We start from the raw sequence: 15,899 nt of genomic DNA, 5'->3' as shown, positions 1-15,899 counted from the left end.
GGGCGGGCTGACCGGAGGTGCCACCGACATGCCAACACCGCCCGCCTACCTGACGATCGCCGCCGACCTGCGCGCCGCGATCCTCTCCGGTGAACTGCCCGCCGGATCGAAGCTGCCGTCGGAATCGGGCCTGATGCGCCAGTACGACGTCAGCCGAACCGTCGTGAAGTGGGCCGTCGCGGTGCTCAAGGGTGAGGGCATCGTGGAGGGTCGGGCCGGCTCCGGGGTCTACGTCAGGAACACCGCGCGGCTGGTTCGCCACGCAGGAGGCCGGGATCTGCGCACCGGCGACGACGCGACCTCGCCGTTCGCCCGCGACGCGGCTCGCGCGGGACAGCATGGCACCCGGGAGCACGACAGCCGCCACTCGAAAGCAGATGAACGCATCGCGGCTCGCCTCGCTGTCGAACCGGGATCACCGGTGATGCGGACGACCTACCGCTTCCTCGCGGACGACGAACCGATACAGCTCTCCACCTCGTACGAGCCGCTCGCCCTCACCGCCGGCACTCCGGTGGAGTGGCCGGAAGAGGGTGCCTCCGTGGGGGTCGTCGCCCGCATGGACGCCATCGGTGTCCGCGTGGACGAGGTGGTGGAGCGGGTGAGTTTGCGGGCGGCGACGGCCGAGGAGGTCGACGCGCTCGACCTGCCGGCGCGTACCTTCGTGCACACCATCGAACGGACCTACACCGCCGGGGGCACGCCGGTGGAGACCGCCGACATCGTGTTGCCCGGTGGTCGCTACGACCTCGTCTACCGCATCCCGATCGACTGAGTAGGTGTCGTTGTCCCGGCGGAACCGTCAGCGACAGTGACCGCGACGCCGTGGCAGAGAAGGTGGGATCCACGACGTTGCTGCCGTTGGCACCAGGCCGCAGGCTGGTCGCATGTCCGGCCGTACCGTGCTGATCCTGCTGTTCGCGGGCGTGCAGAGCCTCGACGTGACCGGCCCGTTGGAGGTCTTCGCGGGCGCCGGCCCGGCGTACCGGGTGGTGACCGCCAGTTCCGGCGGCACGGCGGTTCGCACGTCGAGCGGGCTCACCCTGGTGCCCGACGCGGACCTGTCGGCCGTGCCGGCGCCGGACACGGTGATCGTGCCCGGCGGTGAGGGCACCCGCGACACCGATCCGGCGATCGTCCGGTGGCTCCGGGCGCACGCCTCGGGGGCGCGACGCGTCGTCTCGGTGTGCAGCGGGGCGTTGGTCCTGGCCGAGGCCGGTCTGCTGGCCGGCCGCCGGGCCACCACGCACTGGCGGGTCTGCGGCACGCTGGCCCGGCGGTATCCCGACGTGCTCGTCGACCCGGAGCCGATCTTCGTCCGGGACGGGCCGATCGCCACCTCGGCCGGCGTGACCGCCGGCATCGATCTCGCGCTCGCCCTGGTCGAGGAGGACCTCGGCCGCGACGTGGCGCTGGCCATCGCCCGGCACCTGGTGATGTTCCTGCGCCGCCCCGGCAACCAGACCCAGTTCAGCGCCCAACTGTCCGCCCAGGTCGCCAGCCGGTCCGGCCTACGCGAGGTGCAGCGGTGGATCGCCGACAACCCGCACGCCGACCTGCGGGTCCCGACGCTGGCGCGCCGGGCCAACCTGTCACCGCGGCAGTTCGCCCGGGCGTTCACCACCGAAGTCGGTGAGCCACCGGGCCGCTACGTCGACCGGGTACGCCTGGAGACCGCGCGCCGCCTGCTGGAGGAGGGCGACGACAGCGTCGACCGGATTGCCGGACGGTCCGGCTACGGCACGAGCGAGGCCATGCGGCGCGCCTTCGTCCGCGCACTGGGCGTTCCGCCCTCCGAGTACCGACGCCGCTTCTGACCCCGGGGAGAACTCCATGCAGATCGCGTTCCTGCTCTTCGACCGTTTCACCGCACTGGACGTCGTCGGCCCCTACGACGTGCTCAGCCACCTGCCCGGCGCGCGGGTCACCCTCGTCGCCGACCGTCCCGGCCCGGTTCGCAACGACGTCGGCAGCCTCCACCTGTACGCCGACGCGGCGCTCGCCGACGTCACCCGCCCGGAGGTGATCGTCGTTCCGGGCGGCCCCGGCCAGAACGCGCACATGCACGACGGCCCGGTCCTGCGCTGGCTGCGCGCCGTCGACCCGCACAGCACGTGGACCGCCTCGGTCTGCAGCGGCTCGCTCCTGCTCGCCGCCGCCGGCCTGCTCGCCGGCCGCCGCGCCACCACGCACTGGCTGCTCCGCGACGACCTGGCCGCACTCGGCGTCGAGACGTCGCCCGAGCGGGTCGTCTTCGACGGCAAGTACGCCACCGCCGCCGGCGTCTCCGCCGGGCTGGACCTCGCCTTCACCCTGGCCGGTCGGATCGCCGGTGACGGCGTCGCGCAGAGCATCCAACTCGCCCACGAGTACCAGCCGCAGCCGCCCTACCGGGCCGGCGATCCGGCGACCGCGCCGGACCCGGTCGTCGCGGCGGTCCTCACCCGACGCTCGGCCATCGTGGGGCGCGCATGAGCGGCCACGGGCGCGGCTACGCCGCCCTCCGGGCGACCCTCGGCCCGGTGCTGCGGGCCGCCGTCCGGTTGCGGGTCGAGGGGGTGGAGAACATTCCGCTGAGCGGGCCGGTCCTGCTCGCCTCCAACCACCTGTCCGTCACGGACTCGACCTTCCTGCCGCTCGCCGTACCCCGGCCGGTGACCTTCATGGCCAAGGCCGAGTACTTCACCGGACGCACCGTCCTGGGGCGACTCACGTCCCGGTTCATGACCGCCGGCGGTCAGGTCCCGGTCGACCGGGACGACAGGCGCGCCGCGGTGGCGTCCCTGGAGACCTGCCTGCGGGTGTTGACCGACGGCGGGGTCTTCTGCATCTATCCGGAGGGCACCCGGTCCCCGGACGGCCGCCTGCACCGCGGCCGCACCGGAGTCGGCTGGCTGGGGTTGCGGTCCGGCGCGCCGGTCGTCCCGGTGGCCATGGTCGGCACCGACCGGGTGCTGCCGCCCGGACACACCCTCCCCCGGCCGGCGCGGGTCCGGGTGGTGTTCGGCAAGCCGGTCGAGCTGGGTGTGCCGGGCGGCGACCCCGGCGACGCGCGGTCCCGGCGGATCGCGACCGACGCCGTCATGGCCGCCGTGGCCGAGCTGTCCGGCCAGGAGTACGTGCCGCGGTACGCCCGGCCGTGACGTCCCGCGCCGCCGGTCCGGCCGAGAGCGACCGGCAGTAGGCGTGAAGGCAGTGGTTGCGGCACCCGCCGATGGTGCCGCGACCGCTTTGTGATGCAGATCACTGATCTCGCTCATGCCCAGCCGTCGCGCGCCGGGGTGCACTGCCTCGCAAGTAGCCACTCACCCACCCTGAGACCCCCGGGGACCGCCCGGGCGAGCGCATACGTACTCCCCCCAACCAAACGGCATCGTCGAAGGCAGAGACGGCCTGTGGGCATGATCCACAGGGGATTCGAGGGGGATCGCATGAGGCCCGGACCGTGGCTACGGTGGCTCGCATGCCAACTCTGATATCGCCCACCACCAGCCTGTATGCCGCCTTCCAGGACTGCCGCGATGACTGGGGACCCGGTCTGCACGAGGACGGCTTCGGCATCGGCCCCGACGACGACCTGGACTCGCCCGACGGCTTCGCCGACTGGGTGCGGCGATGTGTCCGGCTCGACCACGGGGCCGGGGCGCCATGCCCCGACGAGCGGCACGCCTCCTGCCGGTGGATCGTCGAGGACGGGCAGGTGCTCGGGGGGATCGCGATGCGGCACTGGCAGGACGACGACCTGGGCCAGATCGGCTACGGCGTACGTCCCTCCGCGCGCCGCCGCGGCCTGGCGAGCTGGGCCCTGGGCGAGATGCTCCGCGAGGCCCGCACCGTGCTGGGTCTGCGCCGGGTGCTCATTCCCTGCCTGGAGGACAACCTCGCCTCGGCGCGCACTATCGAGAGCCAGGGCGGCGTGTTCCAGGGAATCCTCGACACCGGGCACGTCCGGGTCCGCCGCTACTGGATCACGCTCAGCCGCTGACCTGCCCACCGGCCGTCGGAAGGGCCGGCCGGTCGCGCTAAGGCGTCCAGTCGCGCCGGAGCAGGCCGTAGATCACCATGTCGGCGAAGCCGTCGCCGTCGTACTCGCGCTCCCGCTGGGTGCCCTCGTGGGTGAAGCCGCACTTCTCCGCGGTCCGCCGCATGGCGGTGTTGCCGGCCAGCGTCTCCAGCTCCAGGCGGCGCAGGTTGCGGTTGCGGAAGCCGTACCGGCAGAGCAGCCGGACCACGTCGGTCCCGTACCCCTGGCCGCGCGCCTCGGGCAGCAGCGAGATGCCGAGGTGGGCGTATCCGTTGAAGGTGTTGAGCCCCCACAGCGAGCTGCCGCCGAGGAACGTGCCGTCCGCCACGGTCTCGGCGAGCAGCGACACCCCGTCGTCGACCTCGGCCGGGTCGCTGATCCGCTTTTCCAGCCGGGCCCGGACCTGGCCGACGTGGTGCGGCACGAACGGGCCGTCGTCGCTGAGCAGGTGCAGTTCGGGGTCGCCGTGGAGACGGAACAGGTTCGGCGCGTCGTCGGGCGTGGGCGGGCGCAGCCGGACCCGGTCGGTGGCGAACATGCCGCGACGCTAACAGCCGGGGTACGACGCCACGAACGAGTTAACGCCGGCCGCCGGTCTGGAATGCTTCGTCCATGCCGTCCTTCCCGCCCACCTTCGCCGCCGAGGTCGTCGCGCAGCCCGCCCGGGCCCAGTTCGAGGCGTTCCTCGACGAACACCGCGACGCGCTCGACCGCTGCCTCGACGGGCTGACCGAGGAACAGGCGCGCCGGTCGTTGGTGGCCTCCCGGACCACCCTGCTGGGTCTGGTGAAGCACGCGACCTTCGTGGAGAAGGTCTGGTTCGACGAGGTGGTCACGGGCCGGTCGCGCGCCGAGATCGGCATCCCGGAGCGGTCGGAGGACTCGTTCCTCCTCGACGACGGGGACACCATCGCCGGCATCCGGCGGGCACATCGCGCGGCCTGCGAGGCGTCCCGCCGCGCGACCTCGTCGCTGGGCCTGGACGACGTCCTCACCGGGCACCGGCGTGGGCCACTCCCGCTGCGGTGGGTCTACCTGCACGTGCTGCGTGAGCTGGCCCAGCACTGCGGGCACGCGGACATCCTCCGGGAGCAGGTCGTCGCGGGCTGACGCGCGGGGGCACGTGCGATCGTCGCGCGCCGGGTACCGTGCGAACGGGCGGGACGAGGAGGAGAAAATGACCGGTGGTGGCCTCTCGTCGAAGCGGCTGGTGCGGCTGCGCGACCTGCTCAACCGGCACGTCGACGCGGGCTTCGTCCCGGGAGCGGTGACCGTCCTCGCCCGCCACGGCCACCTGCACGTCGAAGCGGTGGGCCGGCTCGCGTTCGAGGGCGCGGGGTCGGGCACGCCGATGGCGGCCGACACGATCTGCCGCCTGGGTTCGATGACGAAGCCGGTCGTCTCCGCGTGTGTGATGACGCTGGTCGAGGACGGCACGCTCCGCCTCGACGACCCGGTCGACGACCTCCTGCCCGAGCTGGCGGACATGACCGTGCTCGCCGACCCGCACGGGCCCCTGGACGCCACCGTCGCCGCGCAGCGCCCGATCACGCTGCGGGACCTGTTGGTCGGCACCCTCGGCACCGGCATGGTCCCCGCCGAGCCGGGCACCGTCCCGATCGCCGACGCCCTGGACGCGCTCGACTACGCGTCACCGGACGAGTGGATCCGCCAGCTCGGCGAGCTCCCGCTGGTCCACCAGCCCGGCGAACGCTGGATGTACGACGTCGCCGCCAACGTCACCGGCGTGCTCGTCGCCCGGGCCACCGGCATGTCCTTCGACGACGCCGTACGCGAGCGGGTCTGCGACCCGCTCGGCATGCGGGACACCGCGTTCAGCGTGGCCGCCGGAAACACCGACCGGCTGGCGACGGCGTACGCGCAGGACGACGCCCCCACCGGCGGGCCGGTCGTCGAGGACGGCCCCGACGGGCGGTTCAGCCGGCCCCGGGCGTTCGAGTCCGGCGGCGGCGGGCTCGTCTCCACCGCCGACGACTTTCTCGCTTTCGCCTCCGCCCTGCTCGCCGGCGGCGTCCACCACGGCGAGCGGGTGCTCTCCCGGCCGGCGGTCACCCTGATGACCAGCGACCACCTCACCTCGGGCCAGAAGGCGGTGTCCGGCTTCTGGCCCGGCTACTTCGACGCCATCGGCTGGGGTTTCGGGATGTCGGTCCGCACCCGCCGCACGCACCTCGGGCCCTCGGTCGGCAGCTACGGGTGGCCCGGCTTCTACGGCACCGCCTGGTACAACGACCCCGCCGAGGACATGACGACGATCGTCATGATGCAACGGGCGCACGCCGGCGACCAGAGGCTGCCGATGTGGCACGACCTCTGGACGGCCGTCTACCAGTCGATCGACGACTGACCGATGACCGGGCAACCGCACGCACCGGGTCAGGGCGGGCGACGCCGACGCGGTCTTCCGATCGGTCGGCGCGCGGTGGCAGCCGTCGTGGGCGGGGTGATCGGAGTGGCCGCTCTCGGCGCCGCGTTCGTGCTGCTGCCGGGCCTGGTGGTCGGGCACGACCTGGCCGGAGCGAGCGTCTCCGCGCCGGATCGGCTGACCGCGGTGGGTGAGGTCCGCAAGACGATGCTCCAGGCGCTCGCCGGCGTCGTGCTGTTCTTCGGCGCCTACGCCACCTGGCGGCAGCTCCGGGTCAGTCAGGACAGCCTGCGCGCCACCCAGGAGAGCAACCTGACCGACCGCTTCAGCCGGGCGGTCGACCAGCTCGGCAGCGACAAGCTGGACGTACGCATCGGCGGCCTGCACGCGCTGTGGCGGATCGCGGAACACTCCGGTCGCGACCGGGAGGCGGTCATCTCGATCCAGGCCGCCTTCCTGCGTACGCATCTGCCCTGGCCGCCGCCCGGCGCGGGAGCGCCAGCGGCGGACGCCGACATCAACGACGTCGCGCCGCTGGAGACGCGTGTCGCCGACGCCCAGGTCGCGCTGACCGGACTGGGTGTGCTGTGCCAGCACCACCGGGAACAGCGCTGGGTCAACCTCAGCGACACGGATCTGCGCCGGGCGGACTGCGACGGGTCGTGGCTGCCGGAGGTCAACCTCGACCGGGCCTGCATGGAGTCGGCGGGCCTCTTCCACGCCAACCTCACCCAGTCGTCCCTGGTGTCGACGAGCCTGCGACACGCCGACCTCAAGACCGCCGTCCTGCGCCGCGCCCGGTGCGTCGGCGCCGACCTGCGCGGGGCGCGGCTGGTGGAGGCCGACCTGCGCGACGCCGATCTCAGCGAGGCGGACCTCCGCGAGGCGAACCTGCGCAAGACCGACGCCACCGGCGCCGTCTTCCGCCGCGCCGACCTACGTCTGGCCGACCTGCGCGGCGCCGATCTCGGCACCGCCACCCTCACCGGCGCGCGGTTGGGCGGCGCTCTCGCCAGCGACCTCACCCGGTGGCCTGCCGACTTCGACCACCTCGGCGCCGGCGTCGTCGTCGCCGACGACCCCGGCCCCGAGCCGCCGCCCCTGCTCCAACCGCCCGGGATCACGACGAAGGCCCCGCGGCTCCGGTCGATCCCCTGACCGGGGATCCAGACTCACATCGACTGGTCGAGCAGCTGCCAGCCGCGGCGCAGCCACGGTTCCGTCCCCCGGCGGAGCAGATCCGCGCAGTGCTGCGCCGTGGCCCGGGCCAGGTCGGCGTCGTCCGGGTTCATCCAGCCGTCGCGGCAGGCGTCGTCGTACTCGTCCCAGTCCTCGATCTCGACCCGCCCGTCGACCTCGTGCCAGACCGGATCAAGTTCGAGGTCGACGTACCGCCACCCGCCGTCGGTGATATCCGGTGGGCGGCACACGTCGATCTCCAGTCGCCGGTCGGCGGGATCTCCGATCCACCACGCCGCCCACGGCCGATCGGCCGCCAGCAACACCACCACCGGTACGGAGAGGGTGCCACGGTCGTGCGGGGCGCCCCAGGCCGAACCGACGGGACCGTGCAGCCACGTGCCGTCGCGGTCCTGCCCGACGCGCCGCAGGTCGAACCAGAAGACACCACCGGGGCGCTTGATCTTGAACAGACGCACGGTCTCGGCGGCCATCCTGTCGTTCACTCGAGCAGCCTAGGCAGTTCCACCTCCGATGCGGCGCCCCACCGACCGCGGACCCGGCGAATTCGATCGACAGAACGATCGAGCGGGCTCTACGGTCGCGCGGTGCGCCCCGGAGAGATCGTCGTCACTGCCGAGCAGGTTCGCGCCATGATCGACGCGCAGTTCCCCGAATGGTCGGAGCTGCCGATCGTCACGCAGCCGTTGACCGGCACCGACAACGCGCTGTTCCGGCTCGGTGACTCGCTGACCGCACGGCTGCCGCGGGCGCCATGGGCGGTCGACCAGGTGGCGACCGACGCGACCTGGCTGCCGCGGCTCGCGCCGCACCTGCCGGTGCCGGTGCCGGTGCCGATCGGCCTCGGCCAGCCGGGCGGGGACTATCCGTGGCCGTGGACGGTCGTCCCGTGGCTGGACGGGCACAACCCGGAAGCCGGGCAGGACCTCGTCGACCTCGCCGTCGACCTCGCCGGCTTCGTGCGCGCGATGATCGCGATCGACCCGATGGACGGGCCGGTCAAGGAGGGGATTCAACGCGGCGTACCCCTGGCACAGCGGGACGAGCTGACCCGCCGGTCGATCGCGGCGCTGGGCGACCGGATCGACCGGCGGGCGGTGACCACCGCGTGGGACGAGGCGATGGCGGCCGACGAGTGGCCCGGACCACCCGTGTGGCTGCACGGTGACCTCCTGGAAGGCAACCTGCTGGTCGACCGGGGCAGGCTCACCGGCGTCATCGACTTCGGTGCTCTCGGCCGCGGCGACCCGGCGGTCGAGGTTCGGCCGGGCTGGAGCCTGTTCGATGCCCGCGCCCGGGCCGCCTACCGGGAGGCGCTCGGGTTCGACGAGGCGACCTGGGTACGCGGGTGGGCCTGGATGCTGTCGGGCTCGCTCTACTGGTTGGCCGACCTGTGGGACCTGATCAGCGAGCACGACCGCGCGGACACGATCCGCTCCATCGACCACATCGTCCGTCACCGCCACGACTGACCCGCGTCGAACGCGCACCGGCCGCGGCGCCTCGGGAACAGGGCCGTGCCCCGGTCAGCGGACGAGCGGGCGGTAGCGTAGGTGAACGACGCCGTTGCCGAACCGGCGCTCGCCGAGGAGCGTGTAGTCGGTGCGTACACCCGTGGGTAGTCCCGGTTTGCCGCCTCCGACGGAGGTGGGCCAGACGAGCAACTGGCACTCGTCGACCAGGCCGGCCCGAATGGCCTGCGCGGCCAGGTCGGCACCGCCGATGATGATGTCCCTGTCCGCCGTGGCCTTCAGCTGACCTACGGCGGCGGGGTCGAAGTGGCGCTCCACCCGGGTGGCAGCCGTCGGCACCTCGCTGAGAGTCGTCGAGTAGACGACCTTGTCCGCCGCCTGCCAGACGCGCGCGAACTCGGCCATGAGTTCGGACTGCGCGGCCAGCGAGGCGTCGGTCTCCCAGACGGCCATCATCTCGTACAGGCGCCGCCCGTAGAGGTACGTGCCCGCCGACCGCATGAGGTCGGTGGTGAACGCGAACACCTCGTCGTCGAGCGGGAACCAGGCGAAGGCTCCCCCCTCGTCCTCCATGTAGCCGTCGAGCGACACGTTGTTCACGTAGATCAGCTTTGCCATGCCTCTACCTTCCGGCGCACCCGCGGTGTCACCTTGATCTGCCCGCTGACCGACCGTCACGTCTGTCATCAGGATCCGGCCGGGCGTCTCCACCCTCCGCCTGTTCCACGATCGACGGGGCCCAGGTGCGACGGCATCCCGAAAGAAAGTTGCGGAGACGGTCGACTGACAGGTGCGAGGAATACCCGAACGTCCTCGGGTGGACGCGCCGCAGCCGCGGTGCGCCACCGGGACCGCGTTCAGTCAGGGCTGGCACCATGGACCCGTGCGGCAGTATCCGGTCGGGTCGCCGGCCTCCGTGCTGGCGGGCAACACCGTCGCGCTCGTAGGCCTGTTCTCGGCGAAGGACAAGCAGTTCGCCGCGACGCTCGATGCGGTGGCCGCTTCGGTGGAGGCGCACGGCGGGCGGGTGGTGAGCCGACACGTGCCGCGAAGAGTGTGCGACGTGGACGTCGTTAACCTGCTGGCGTGAGCTACGACCTGTACTTCTGGCCGTCCGGGGCAGCAGAGGATCCCCGCCGGTTGGCTGAACGGCTGGCGCACGAAGTGGCTGACGGCCTGGTGGCGGACAGGCGCGTTCTGGCTTTCCGCGGCGACCTGCTCCGCCGCTGGCCGGATCTTGCCGACACGATCGCTCCGTGGCACGACGACCTGGGTGGACGGCTGGCATGGGGCCGTACCGATCTCGCCGATCGGTTCGTCGGGGTGACCCTGCCCTTCGGCTGGGAAGGCACCAGCGCGCTCCCGTTCCTGGCCGGCTCGTACGGGCTCGACTCGTACGACCCGCAGGCCGAACAGCTGCTGTCGCCCGGGTCGCTGCCACCGGCCAGGTCGGGTCGTGACGACGTGGCGCTGGTCGAGGGGTGGGTGGCCGAGGAACACGTGGTGCGGCTGCTTCGGCAGCTCAGCGCCTACATCGGCTACGCGTACGACGATCTGGACGAGGCGGCACTGGTCGGCGCGCTCGACGACACCGACGACGAAACAGCCGACGGTTGGTTCGAGTACCCGCTGGCGGGCACGCCACCGCTGGTGGTCCGGCTGGCCCGGGCGCCGGGCGGGCGCAGTGATCGGCGTCCGCGTCGACGGCACCATGGACCTTGTCCTGGCCACCCGGATCGAGACCCTGTTCGACCTGCTGTAGCAGGGTGATCGACACCTCGCTCAGCTCGCGCCCCGACGACGGGCGGGACCGCGGCTGCCGCACAGCAAGCGCCAGGCAGCAGCAGCGACAGCACGCCGGGTGATGGTGGCGAGTGCCGGCGACGTGATGCCGCCGATCGGATATCTTGCCGGCGTGGAGATCCAGGTGCTGGAGGGCACGCTCGTCGAGGTGCCGACGCCGGGCATGACGGGCATGGACCGGCGTGCGTTCGGCGAGTTCGTCGGGCCGGGGGGTGAGCTGGCGTCGTACGCGTTCGGCTGGGTCACCGGCTCGGACCCGCACGTCGCCCGGCTGTCGGTGGGCATCGGCGCCGGCAGTCCCGGCGGCGGCACCTTCCACGCCGTCATCTTCGCCAACGAGGAAGGCCATGCGTTCTCGCTCGTCGACGTGCCGTTCGAGCGGGTCCCGCAGGGCGGTCCGGACCTGACCGCGGACCAGTCACGTGCCCACGAGGACCTGCCGTTCGTGTGGTGGGTCACCGACCACGTCATGGAACACGATCGGCGCGCCCGGTGGATGCGGCACTGGCTCCTGGGCACCACCTGCATCCAGACCGCTCAGGTCTTCGAACGCCACGAGCCCGTGCTGCGGATCAGTCACGACGCGGACGACGGGATCTGGCAGCTCATCGGTTCCAGCGACGCGGACGGCAGCAACGGCAGGCTCGGGCACCTGCACCATGCCGTCGACGAGGATCCCAGCCTGATCGACGTCCTTGACCTGCCGCCCGGGCGCAGCGCGGTACGCGCGGCCCCGGGACGACCCTGGACCTGCGACGCCTGACCTCGAGCGAGCGCCCTATTCCTGCGCGTCGAGGTCGCGCAGGGCGTAGCGGAGGTGTTCCCACTCCTCGTCGAGGATCACGTGAAGGCAGTGCACGACCGGCTCCTCGTGATCGGGTGACCACGCCGTCGGCCGCTGCTCGGCGAGCAGCTCCGGCGTGGCGTTCGCGAGAAAGTCCCGCACCATAGCCTGCCGTTCGGCCCGCAGCTCCAGTGTCTCGGCGAGACTCGGCGGCGCTGCGGCGAAGACGGACATGTCGTAGCCGTCCGTCTCGTACTCGGCGTGCGGCTGCCCGAGCGGGTGGAAGGGCCGCGGCAGTCGCAGGATCGCCTTGCCGAGCCATGCGTCGGTGGCGAACGCGAGGTGGCGCAGCGTCTGCGCGAACGACCACTCGCCGTCGATCGAGACGTCGGCGGCGCCCTCGGGCATGGACTCGACCCGGTCCACCGCGGCTGCCCAGGCCCTCTCGAGCGCCGCCCACGCCGCGCGCAGGCCGTCGAGATCCGTGGCGTTCTTCAGCTCGCGCCCGGGAAAGCGCCGGTTCAGCTCGGCCTCGACGAGCGGCGCCACGTCAACTCCGTTGACCAGCAGCGCGCCGTCCGCCAGCCAGGGCGCATCGATATCGAGGTCGCGCACGTCGACACCGCGCATCACCGCGCCGGCGAGCGTCGACCTGGTGAACCGCGCGCCTCGCAGGTCCTTGTCCACGAACGTCCTGACGTCGCCCTCAACCACGGCCTCTCTCCTCCCGTCGGCGATCGCGGCGATGCTAGCGGGCGGGACCGACAACGGGTGTGCGACGCGGCCGGGACGGCGATCCGCGCTCGGCCCGGATGGGTAAACTGCCGCACACGCATGTCGGAGCGGTGCCAGCGGGGGCGGCCATGAGCGCTGAAGACCGGATCGAACGAGCCAGAGAAGCCTGTGAGCAGGCGGTGTACAGCGGTGACACCAGCGCGTTGACCGAAGCCGAGCGAGCCCTGGACGCGGTCGAGGCAGACGTGGCGTTGGCGCGCGGAAAGGTCCTGCACGCCCGATACCAGGCCGCCGCCGGCTCGTCGGCCGCCGAGGATCCCGCCGAACTTCCGCTGTTCGAGCGCGCACTCGGGTTGTACCGCGCACTGGGCGACACCCGCGGCGAGGCCGAGGCGCTGTTCTGGATCGGCTGTCTGCACCAGTTCGTCCGGCGCGACGACGAGGCCGCGCTACCGCACCTGGAACGGTCGTGTCGGTTGGCGGCCGAGACCGGTGACCGCCGGACCCAGGCCGAGGCGCTGCGGCACCTGGGCATCGCGGCGCATGCCGCCGGCAGGTGGGACGAGGCGCGTGAGCAGCTCGAGGAGTCGTCCCGGCTGCGCCGGGCGATCGGGAACCTCCCGGGTGTGGCGTCCAACATGGTCGGGCTCGCCTACATCGCCGCGGCTCAGGGCCGCCGGGCGGAAGCGCTTGCCACGCTCGACGAGGCGTACGCCATCGCCCGTCCGCACGGCGCCCACGCCACCGTGCGGCACATCGAGCAGGCGAGGACACAGATGTGACGTCGCCCGTCAGCTCCCCGCCGCGTCGAGGTCGCCGGCGAGCGAGTCGGGGGCGCGCATCCGCCACGCGTCGGTGACCAGTTCCGTCAGGCGCTCGACGTCGACGTGCGCCAACCGCAGCATGACCAGCGGAAAGCCGTCGTAGGCGGGAGTGGTGAAGAAGAGGTCGGGCTCGCCGAGCAGCAACGCCTGCTTCTCCGCCTCGTCGCCCACGTAGAGCACCGCGATGTCGGTGCGGATGCGCCGCGGCCTGCCGGGCGTGCGCTCGGGATAGGACCAGACGAATCCCTTGTCGGCGACCCGGAAGTCGAAGCCGTCGCTGTCGATCTCGACCACGTGGGGCAGCGCCGACGCCACCCGCCGGACGTCGTCCGCGTCAACCACGGCGGTCACCCCGGGAAACCTCCTTGTGCATCGCCACACCCTGACCAAACGTGTGTCCGGGACCCGCGCACGCCGCCGGTTCGAGCAGCGACAACCTCCGCTGCCCCGCGTCGAGGCCGACGCGGATGCCGACCGGCATCGGCAGGTTCGGGCCGGCGTGTCCGAACTCGACGTTGCCCAGGACCGGGATGTCCCGGTCGCCGAGGACGTCGAGGACGATCTCGGCCAGGGTCGGGTCGGGCGCCCCGAGCCCCTCGATGGCGTGCGGGACGCCCACGACCATGCCGGCGATCCGATCGAGGACGCCGCAGTGCCGCAGCACCTGCAGGTCGCTCCACACCCACGACGCGAAGCCGCCCATCTCCTCCCAGAACAGCACCGCGCCGTCGAACCATTCGAGCGGCAGCGCGTACCGGGTCGCCTGGATCCGCATGACGCGGTTGAGCACGCCGCCGATGAGCCGGCCCTCCACCCGACCGGCGCGCCAGCACTCCCACGACGGGGTGGTGGGCAGCGCGCCGATCGCCTCGGTGCCGGTGAGCAGCGTCGAGTAGAGGCGCTCCAGTTCCGCCCGGCGCGCCTCGGGTACCGGCTGCCACGCCCCGCCGAGCCCCGGCGTGGCCAGATCGGCGTGGAACCCGACCAGGCCCGTACGCGCGTAGAGCACGAGGTGCAGCAGCGAGATGTCGCTGTAGCCGAGGATCGGCTTGGGGTCGGCCGCGATCACCTCGACGTCGATCAGGTCGAGGTAGCCGAGCGCCGTCTGACCGCCGTCGTGCGCCACGACGGCGCGCACGTCGGGGTCGCGCAGCAGCGCGTTGAAATCCTCGGCGATCTCCGCCGGGGTTCCCGCGCTCCACCAGTGGCGCCGCCCCGCCTCGAGCAGCGGCGCCCGACGCACCCGGAATCCCATCCCCTCCAGGACGGCCACCGCCCGGTCGAGGTCGGGCTCGTAGGCGGGGTCCAGCGGCCCGGACAGCGACGCGATCACGACGAGGTCTCCGGGGCGCAGGGCTCGCGGTCGGAGCAGTGGGGGCAGCGCGGATCCGGTCACGGTCCCCACGTACCCTTCGGGCCGGTCGGCGGCCGGCCGAAGATGCCGTCGCCGGTCACCGTGGCGTCGTCGATCCGGCTCGGGTCGACGCTCCACCGGCCGGCGATCGCCATCACGTCGAACTCGTCGGGTATGGCCTCGTGCCACCGGTCCCACTCGTCGTCCGACCAGTGCTCCATACCGGGCTCCCGGCGGCGGACGCCGACGCCCCGGTCGATCTCGACGGCGGTGGGCTCCCCCACGACCAGCGGCACCTCCCCCCGCTCCCCGAGGTAGCAGTAGGCGCGCAGCAGTTCACCGTCCACCGCCCGCGCCCACAGGTGGTAGTCGGGGACCCGCTCGGTGTCGAGCGTCTCCCGCTCGCGCAGGTCGAGGGCGTCGGCGACCTCCCGCACGGTACGGCCGCGGACCGCCAGCCATGTCGTCTTGAAGCAGAACCCGGCCACGGCGCACATGATCGCAGAATCAGCACCGGCCGTGCCCGCGAAAATCCGGTGACCGGCGAGGGCCACCGCCGTGACAATGTCGCCGTGGAGCAGATCGAGGTCGTCGTCGCCCATACGGAGCGCGCGACCCTGCGCGTCGGCGAGGTGTTCCTGAAGATCGACACCGACCGGGCGCGTACCGACGTCGAGGTCGAGGCGATGGCGCTGGTGCCGCTGCCCACCCCCGAGATCCTGTGGCGCCGGCCGCCCGTACTCGCGCTCGCCGCCCTGCCCGGGACGGCGCTCGGCCGCCTCGGCGAACCGTCGACGGCGTCGCCGGCGGCCTGGGCGGCGGCCGGCGCGGCCGCGCGGCTGCTGCACGACGCGCCGCTGCCCCCGTGGCCGGGACGCGGCCACGACGCGTTGGCCACGCAGCTCGACGGCGAGTGCGCGTGGCTGCTGCGCCACGAGGTCCTGCCCACCGATCTGCTCACGCGCAACCGCCGGCTCGCCGAGACGGCGCTGCGGCCGTGGACGCCGGCGTTCATCCACGGCGACTTCCAGGTCGACCACGTGTTCGTCGACGCCGACGAGATCACCGGCGTGGTCGACTGGTCCGAGGCGAGCCCGGGCGACGCCCTGTACGACCTGGCGACCCTGACGCTCGGGCACCGGGAACACCTGGCGGACGTCGTCGCCGGTTACGGCGCCGACGTCGACCTCGACCTGATCCGCGCGTGGTGGTCGATGCGCAGCCTGCTGGGGATCCGCTGGCTGGTCCAGCACGGCTTCGACCCGTACGCGCCGGGCTGCGAGGTCGACGTGCTACGGGCCCAGCAGTGCTGATCGA

At 72.5% G+C, this 15,899-nt stretch carries 21 protein-coding genes; 14 read left to right on the top strand and 7 right to left on the bottom strand.

Going from position 1 to position 15,899, the window contains the following annotated elements; translation table 11 throughout:
* Positions 1–28 precede the first annotated feature (28 nt).
* The 5 genes from O7600_RS01390 to O7600_RS01370 all read left to right on the top strand — a co-directional run bounded on the left by O7600_RS01390 (position 29) and on the right by O7600_RS01370 (position 3,985).
* On the top strand, positions 29–775 hold the full coding sequence (locus tag O7600_RS01390; protein ID WP_281591899.1) for a GntR family transcriptional regulator: 747 nt from the start codon (positions 29–31) through the stop codon (positions 773–775).
* A 112-nt stretch (positions 776–887) separates the two neighbouring features.
* Positions 888–1,817, top strand: coding sequence for a GlxA family transcriptional regulator (locus O7600_RS01385; RefSeq protein WP_281591898.1), 930 nt, complete (start codon positions 888–890; stop codon positions 1,815–1,817).
* Positions 1,818–1,833: 16 nt separating this feature from the next.
* On the top strand, positions 1,834–2,475 hold the full coding sequence (locus O7600_RS01380) for a DJ-1/PfpI family protein (RefSeq protein WP_281591897.1): 642 nt from the start codon (positions 1,834–1,836) through the stop codon (positions 2,473–2,475).
* On the top strand, positions 2,472–3,143 hold the full coding sequence (locus O7600_RS01375) for a lysophospholipid acyltransferase family protein (protein ID WP_281591896.1): 672 nt from the start codon (positions 2,472–2,474) through the stop codon (positions 3,141–3,143). The genes O7600_RS01380 and O7600_RS01375 overlap by 4 nt, the downstream gene beginning before the upstream one ends.
* Before the next feature lie 320 nt (positions 3,144–3,463).
* Complete coding sequence (locus O7600_RS01370; RefSeq protein ID WP_281591895.1) at positions 3,464–3,985, top strand: GNAT family N-acetyltransferase; 522 nt, start codon at positions 3,464–3,466, stop codon at positions 3,983–3,985.
* A gap of 37 nt (positions 3,986–4,022) precedes the next feature.
* Here O7600_RS01370 and O7600_RS01365 read toward each other — a convergent pair whose 3' ends face one another.
* Positions 4,023–4,562 (bottom strand): GNAT family protein, encoded by a 540-nt coding sequence (locus tag O7600_RS01365; protein WP_281591894.1) that lies wholly within the window; start codon positions 4,560–4,562, stop codon positions 4,023–4,025.
* 74 nt (positions 4,563–4,636) lie between these two features.
* On the opposite strand from O7600_RS01365, the gene O7600_RS01360 reads away from it, so the two are divergent.
* From O7600_RS01360 to O7600_RS01350, 3 genes are all read left to right on the top strand, one after another.
* Positions 4,637–5,134: a DinB family protein gene (locus O7600_RS01360; RefSeq protein ID WP_281591893.1), complete on the top strand. Its 498-nt coding sequence runs from the start codon at positions 4,637–4,639 to the stop codon at positions 5,132–5,134.
* 67 nt (positions 5,135–5,201) lie between these two features.
* Positions 5,202–6,392, top strand: coding sequence for a serine hydrolase domain-containing protein (locus tag O7600_RS01355; RefSeq protein WP_281591892.1), 1,191 nt, complete (start codon positions 5,202–5,204; stop codon positions 6,390–6,392).
* Positions 6,393–6,497: 105 nt separating this feature from the next.
* A complete protein-coding gene (locus tag O7600_RS01350; RefSeq protein WP_281591891.1) occupies positions 6,498–7,568 on the top strand; it encodes a pentapeptide repeat-containing protein in 1,071 nt (356 codons plus the stop codon).
* Positions 7,569–7,582: 14 nt separating this feature from the next.
* Here the strand turns inward: O7600_RS01350 and O7600_RS01345 are convergent, their stop codons facing one another.
* Complete coding sequence (locus O7600_RS01345; RefSeq protein WP_281591890.1) at positions 7,583–8,095, bottom strand: DUF402 domain-containing protein; 513 nt, start codon at positions 8,093–8,095, stop codon at positions 7,583–7,585.
* Positions 8,096–8,197: 102 nt separating this feature from the next.
* On the opposite strand from O7600_RS01345, the gene O7600_RS01340 reads away from it, so the two are divergent.
* The gene (locus O7600_RS01340) at positions 8,198–9,082 is read left to right on the top strand and encodes an aminoglycoside phosphotransferase family protein (RefSeq protein ID WP_281591889.1); all 885 of its coding nucleotides are present in this window, start codon (positions 8,198–8,200) and stop codon (positions 9,080–9,082) included.
* Positions 9,083–9,136: 54 nt separating this feature from the next.
* On the opposite strand, the gene O7600_RS01335 is transcribed toward O7600_RS01340, so the two are convergent.
* Entirely contained in the window at positions 9,137–9,700 is a 564-nt protein-coding gene (locus O7600_RS01335) for a dihydrofolate reductase family protein (protein WP_281591888.1), read from the bottom strand.
* Between the two features lie 265 nt (positions 9,701–9,965).
* Here O7600_RS01335 and O7600_RS01330 point away from each other — a divergent pair, with 265 nt between their 5' ends.
* The 3 genes from O7600_RS01330 (at position 9,966) to O7600_RS01320 (ending at position 11,648) form a co-directional block, all read left to right on the top strand.
* Entirely contained in the window at positions 9,966–10,172 is a 207-nt protein-coding gene (locus tag O7600_RS01330; protein ID WP_281591887.1) for a hypothetical protein, read from the top strand.
* On the top strand, positions 10,169–10,852 hold the full coding sequence (locus tag O7600_RS01325) for a hypothetical protein (RefSeq protein WP_281591886.1): 684 nt from the start codon (positions 10,169–10,171) through the stop codon (positions 10,850–10,852). The genes O7600_RS01330 and O7600_RS01325 overlap by 4 nt, the downstream gene beginning before the upstream one ends.
* Positions 10,853–10,997: 145 nt before the next feature.
* The gene (locus tag O7600_RS01320) at positions 10,998–11,648 is read left to right on the top strand and encodes a hypothetical protein (protein WP_281591885.1); all 651 of its coding nucleotides are present in this window, start codon (positions 10,998–11,000) and stop codon (positions 11,646–11,648) included.
* A 15-nt stretch (positions 11,649–11,663) separates the two neighbouring features.
* Here the strand turns inward: O7600_RS01320 and O7600_RS01315 are convergent, their stop codons facing one another.
* Positions 11,664–12,383: a DinB family protein gene (locus O7600_RS01315; RefSeq protein ID WP_281591884.1), complete on the bottom strand. Its 720-nt coding sequence runs from the start codon at positions 12,381–12,383 to the stop codon at positions 11,664–11,666.
* A 149-nt stretch (positions 12,384–12,532) separates the two neighbouring features.
* Between O7600_RS01315 and O7600_RS01310 the strand changes: the two genes are divergently transcribed.
* Positions 12,533–13,186 carry a tetratricopeptide repeat protein gene (locus O7600_RS01310; RefSeq protein ID WP_281591883.1) on the top strand — a complete coding sequence of 218 codons (654 nt, stop codon included), beginning with the start codon at positions 12,533–12,535 and terminating at the stop codon, positions 13,184–13,186.
* 9 nt (positions 13,187–13,195) lie between these two features.
* Here the strand turns inward: O7600_RS01310 and O7600_RS01305 are convergent, their stop codons facing one another.
* The 3 genes from O7600_RS01305 to O7600_RS01295 are packed head-to-tail and all read right to left on the bottom strand — an operon-like array spanning position 13,196 to position 15,070.
* Positions 13,196–13,570, bottom strand: coding sequence for a hypothetical protein (locus O7600_RS01305; protein WP_281594045.1), 375 nt, complete (start codon positions 13,568–13,570; stop codon positions 13,196–13,198).
* Positions 13,563–14,624, bottom strand: coding sequence for a S66 peptidase family protein (locus tag O7600_RS01300; RefSeq protein ID WP_281591882.1), 1,062 nt, complete (start codon positions 14,622–14,624; stop codon positions 13,563–13,565). Before O7600_RS01300 ends, O7600_RS01305 begins: the two co-directional genes overlap by 8 nt.
* A complete protein-coding gene (locus O7600_RS01295; RefSeq protein ID WP_281591881.1) occupies positions 14,621–15,070 on the bottom strand; it encodes a hypothetical protein in 450 nt (149 codons plus the stop codon). Before O7600_RS01295 ends, O7600_RS01300 begins: the two co-directional genes overlap by 4 nt.
* A gap of 84 nt (positions 15,071–15,154) precedes the next feature.
* Between O7600_RS01295 and O7600_RS01290 the strand changes: the two genes are divergently transcribed.
* Positions 15,155–15,895 carry an aminoglycoside phosphotransferase family protein gene (locus O7600_RS01290; protein ID WP_281591880.1) on the top strand — a complete coding sequence of 247 codons (741 nt, stop codon included), beginning with the start codon at positions 15,155–15,157 and terminating at the stop codon, positions 15,893–15,895.
* The last annotated feature ends 4 nt before the right edge of the window (positions 15,896–15,899 follow it).

The organism is Micromonospora sp. WMMA1998, from assembly GCF_027497375.1.
GTDB lineage: Bacteria > Actinomycetota > Actinomycetes > Mycobacteriales > Micromonosporaceae > Micromonospora > Micromonospora sediminicola.
Note: the sequence above shows the minus strand (reverse complement) of the source record. Positions and strands in the feature narration are given on the sequence as shown.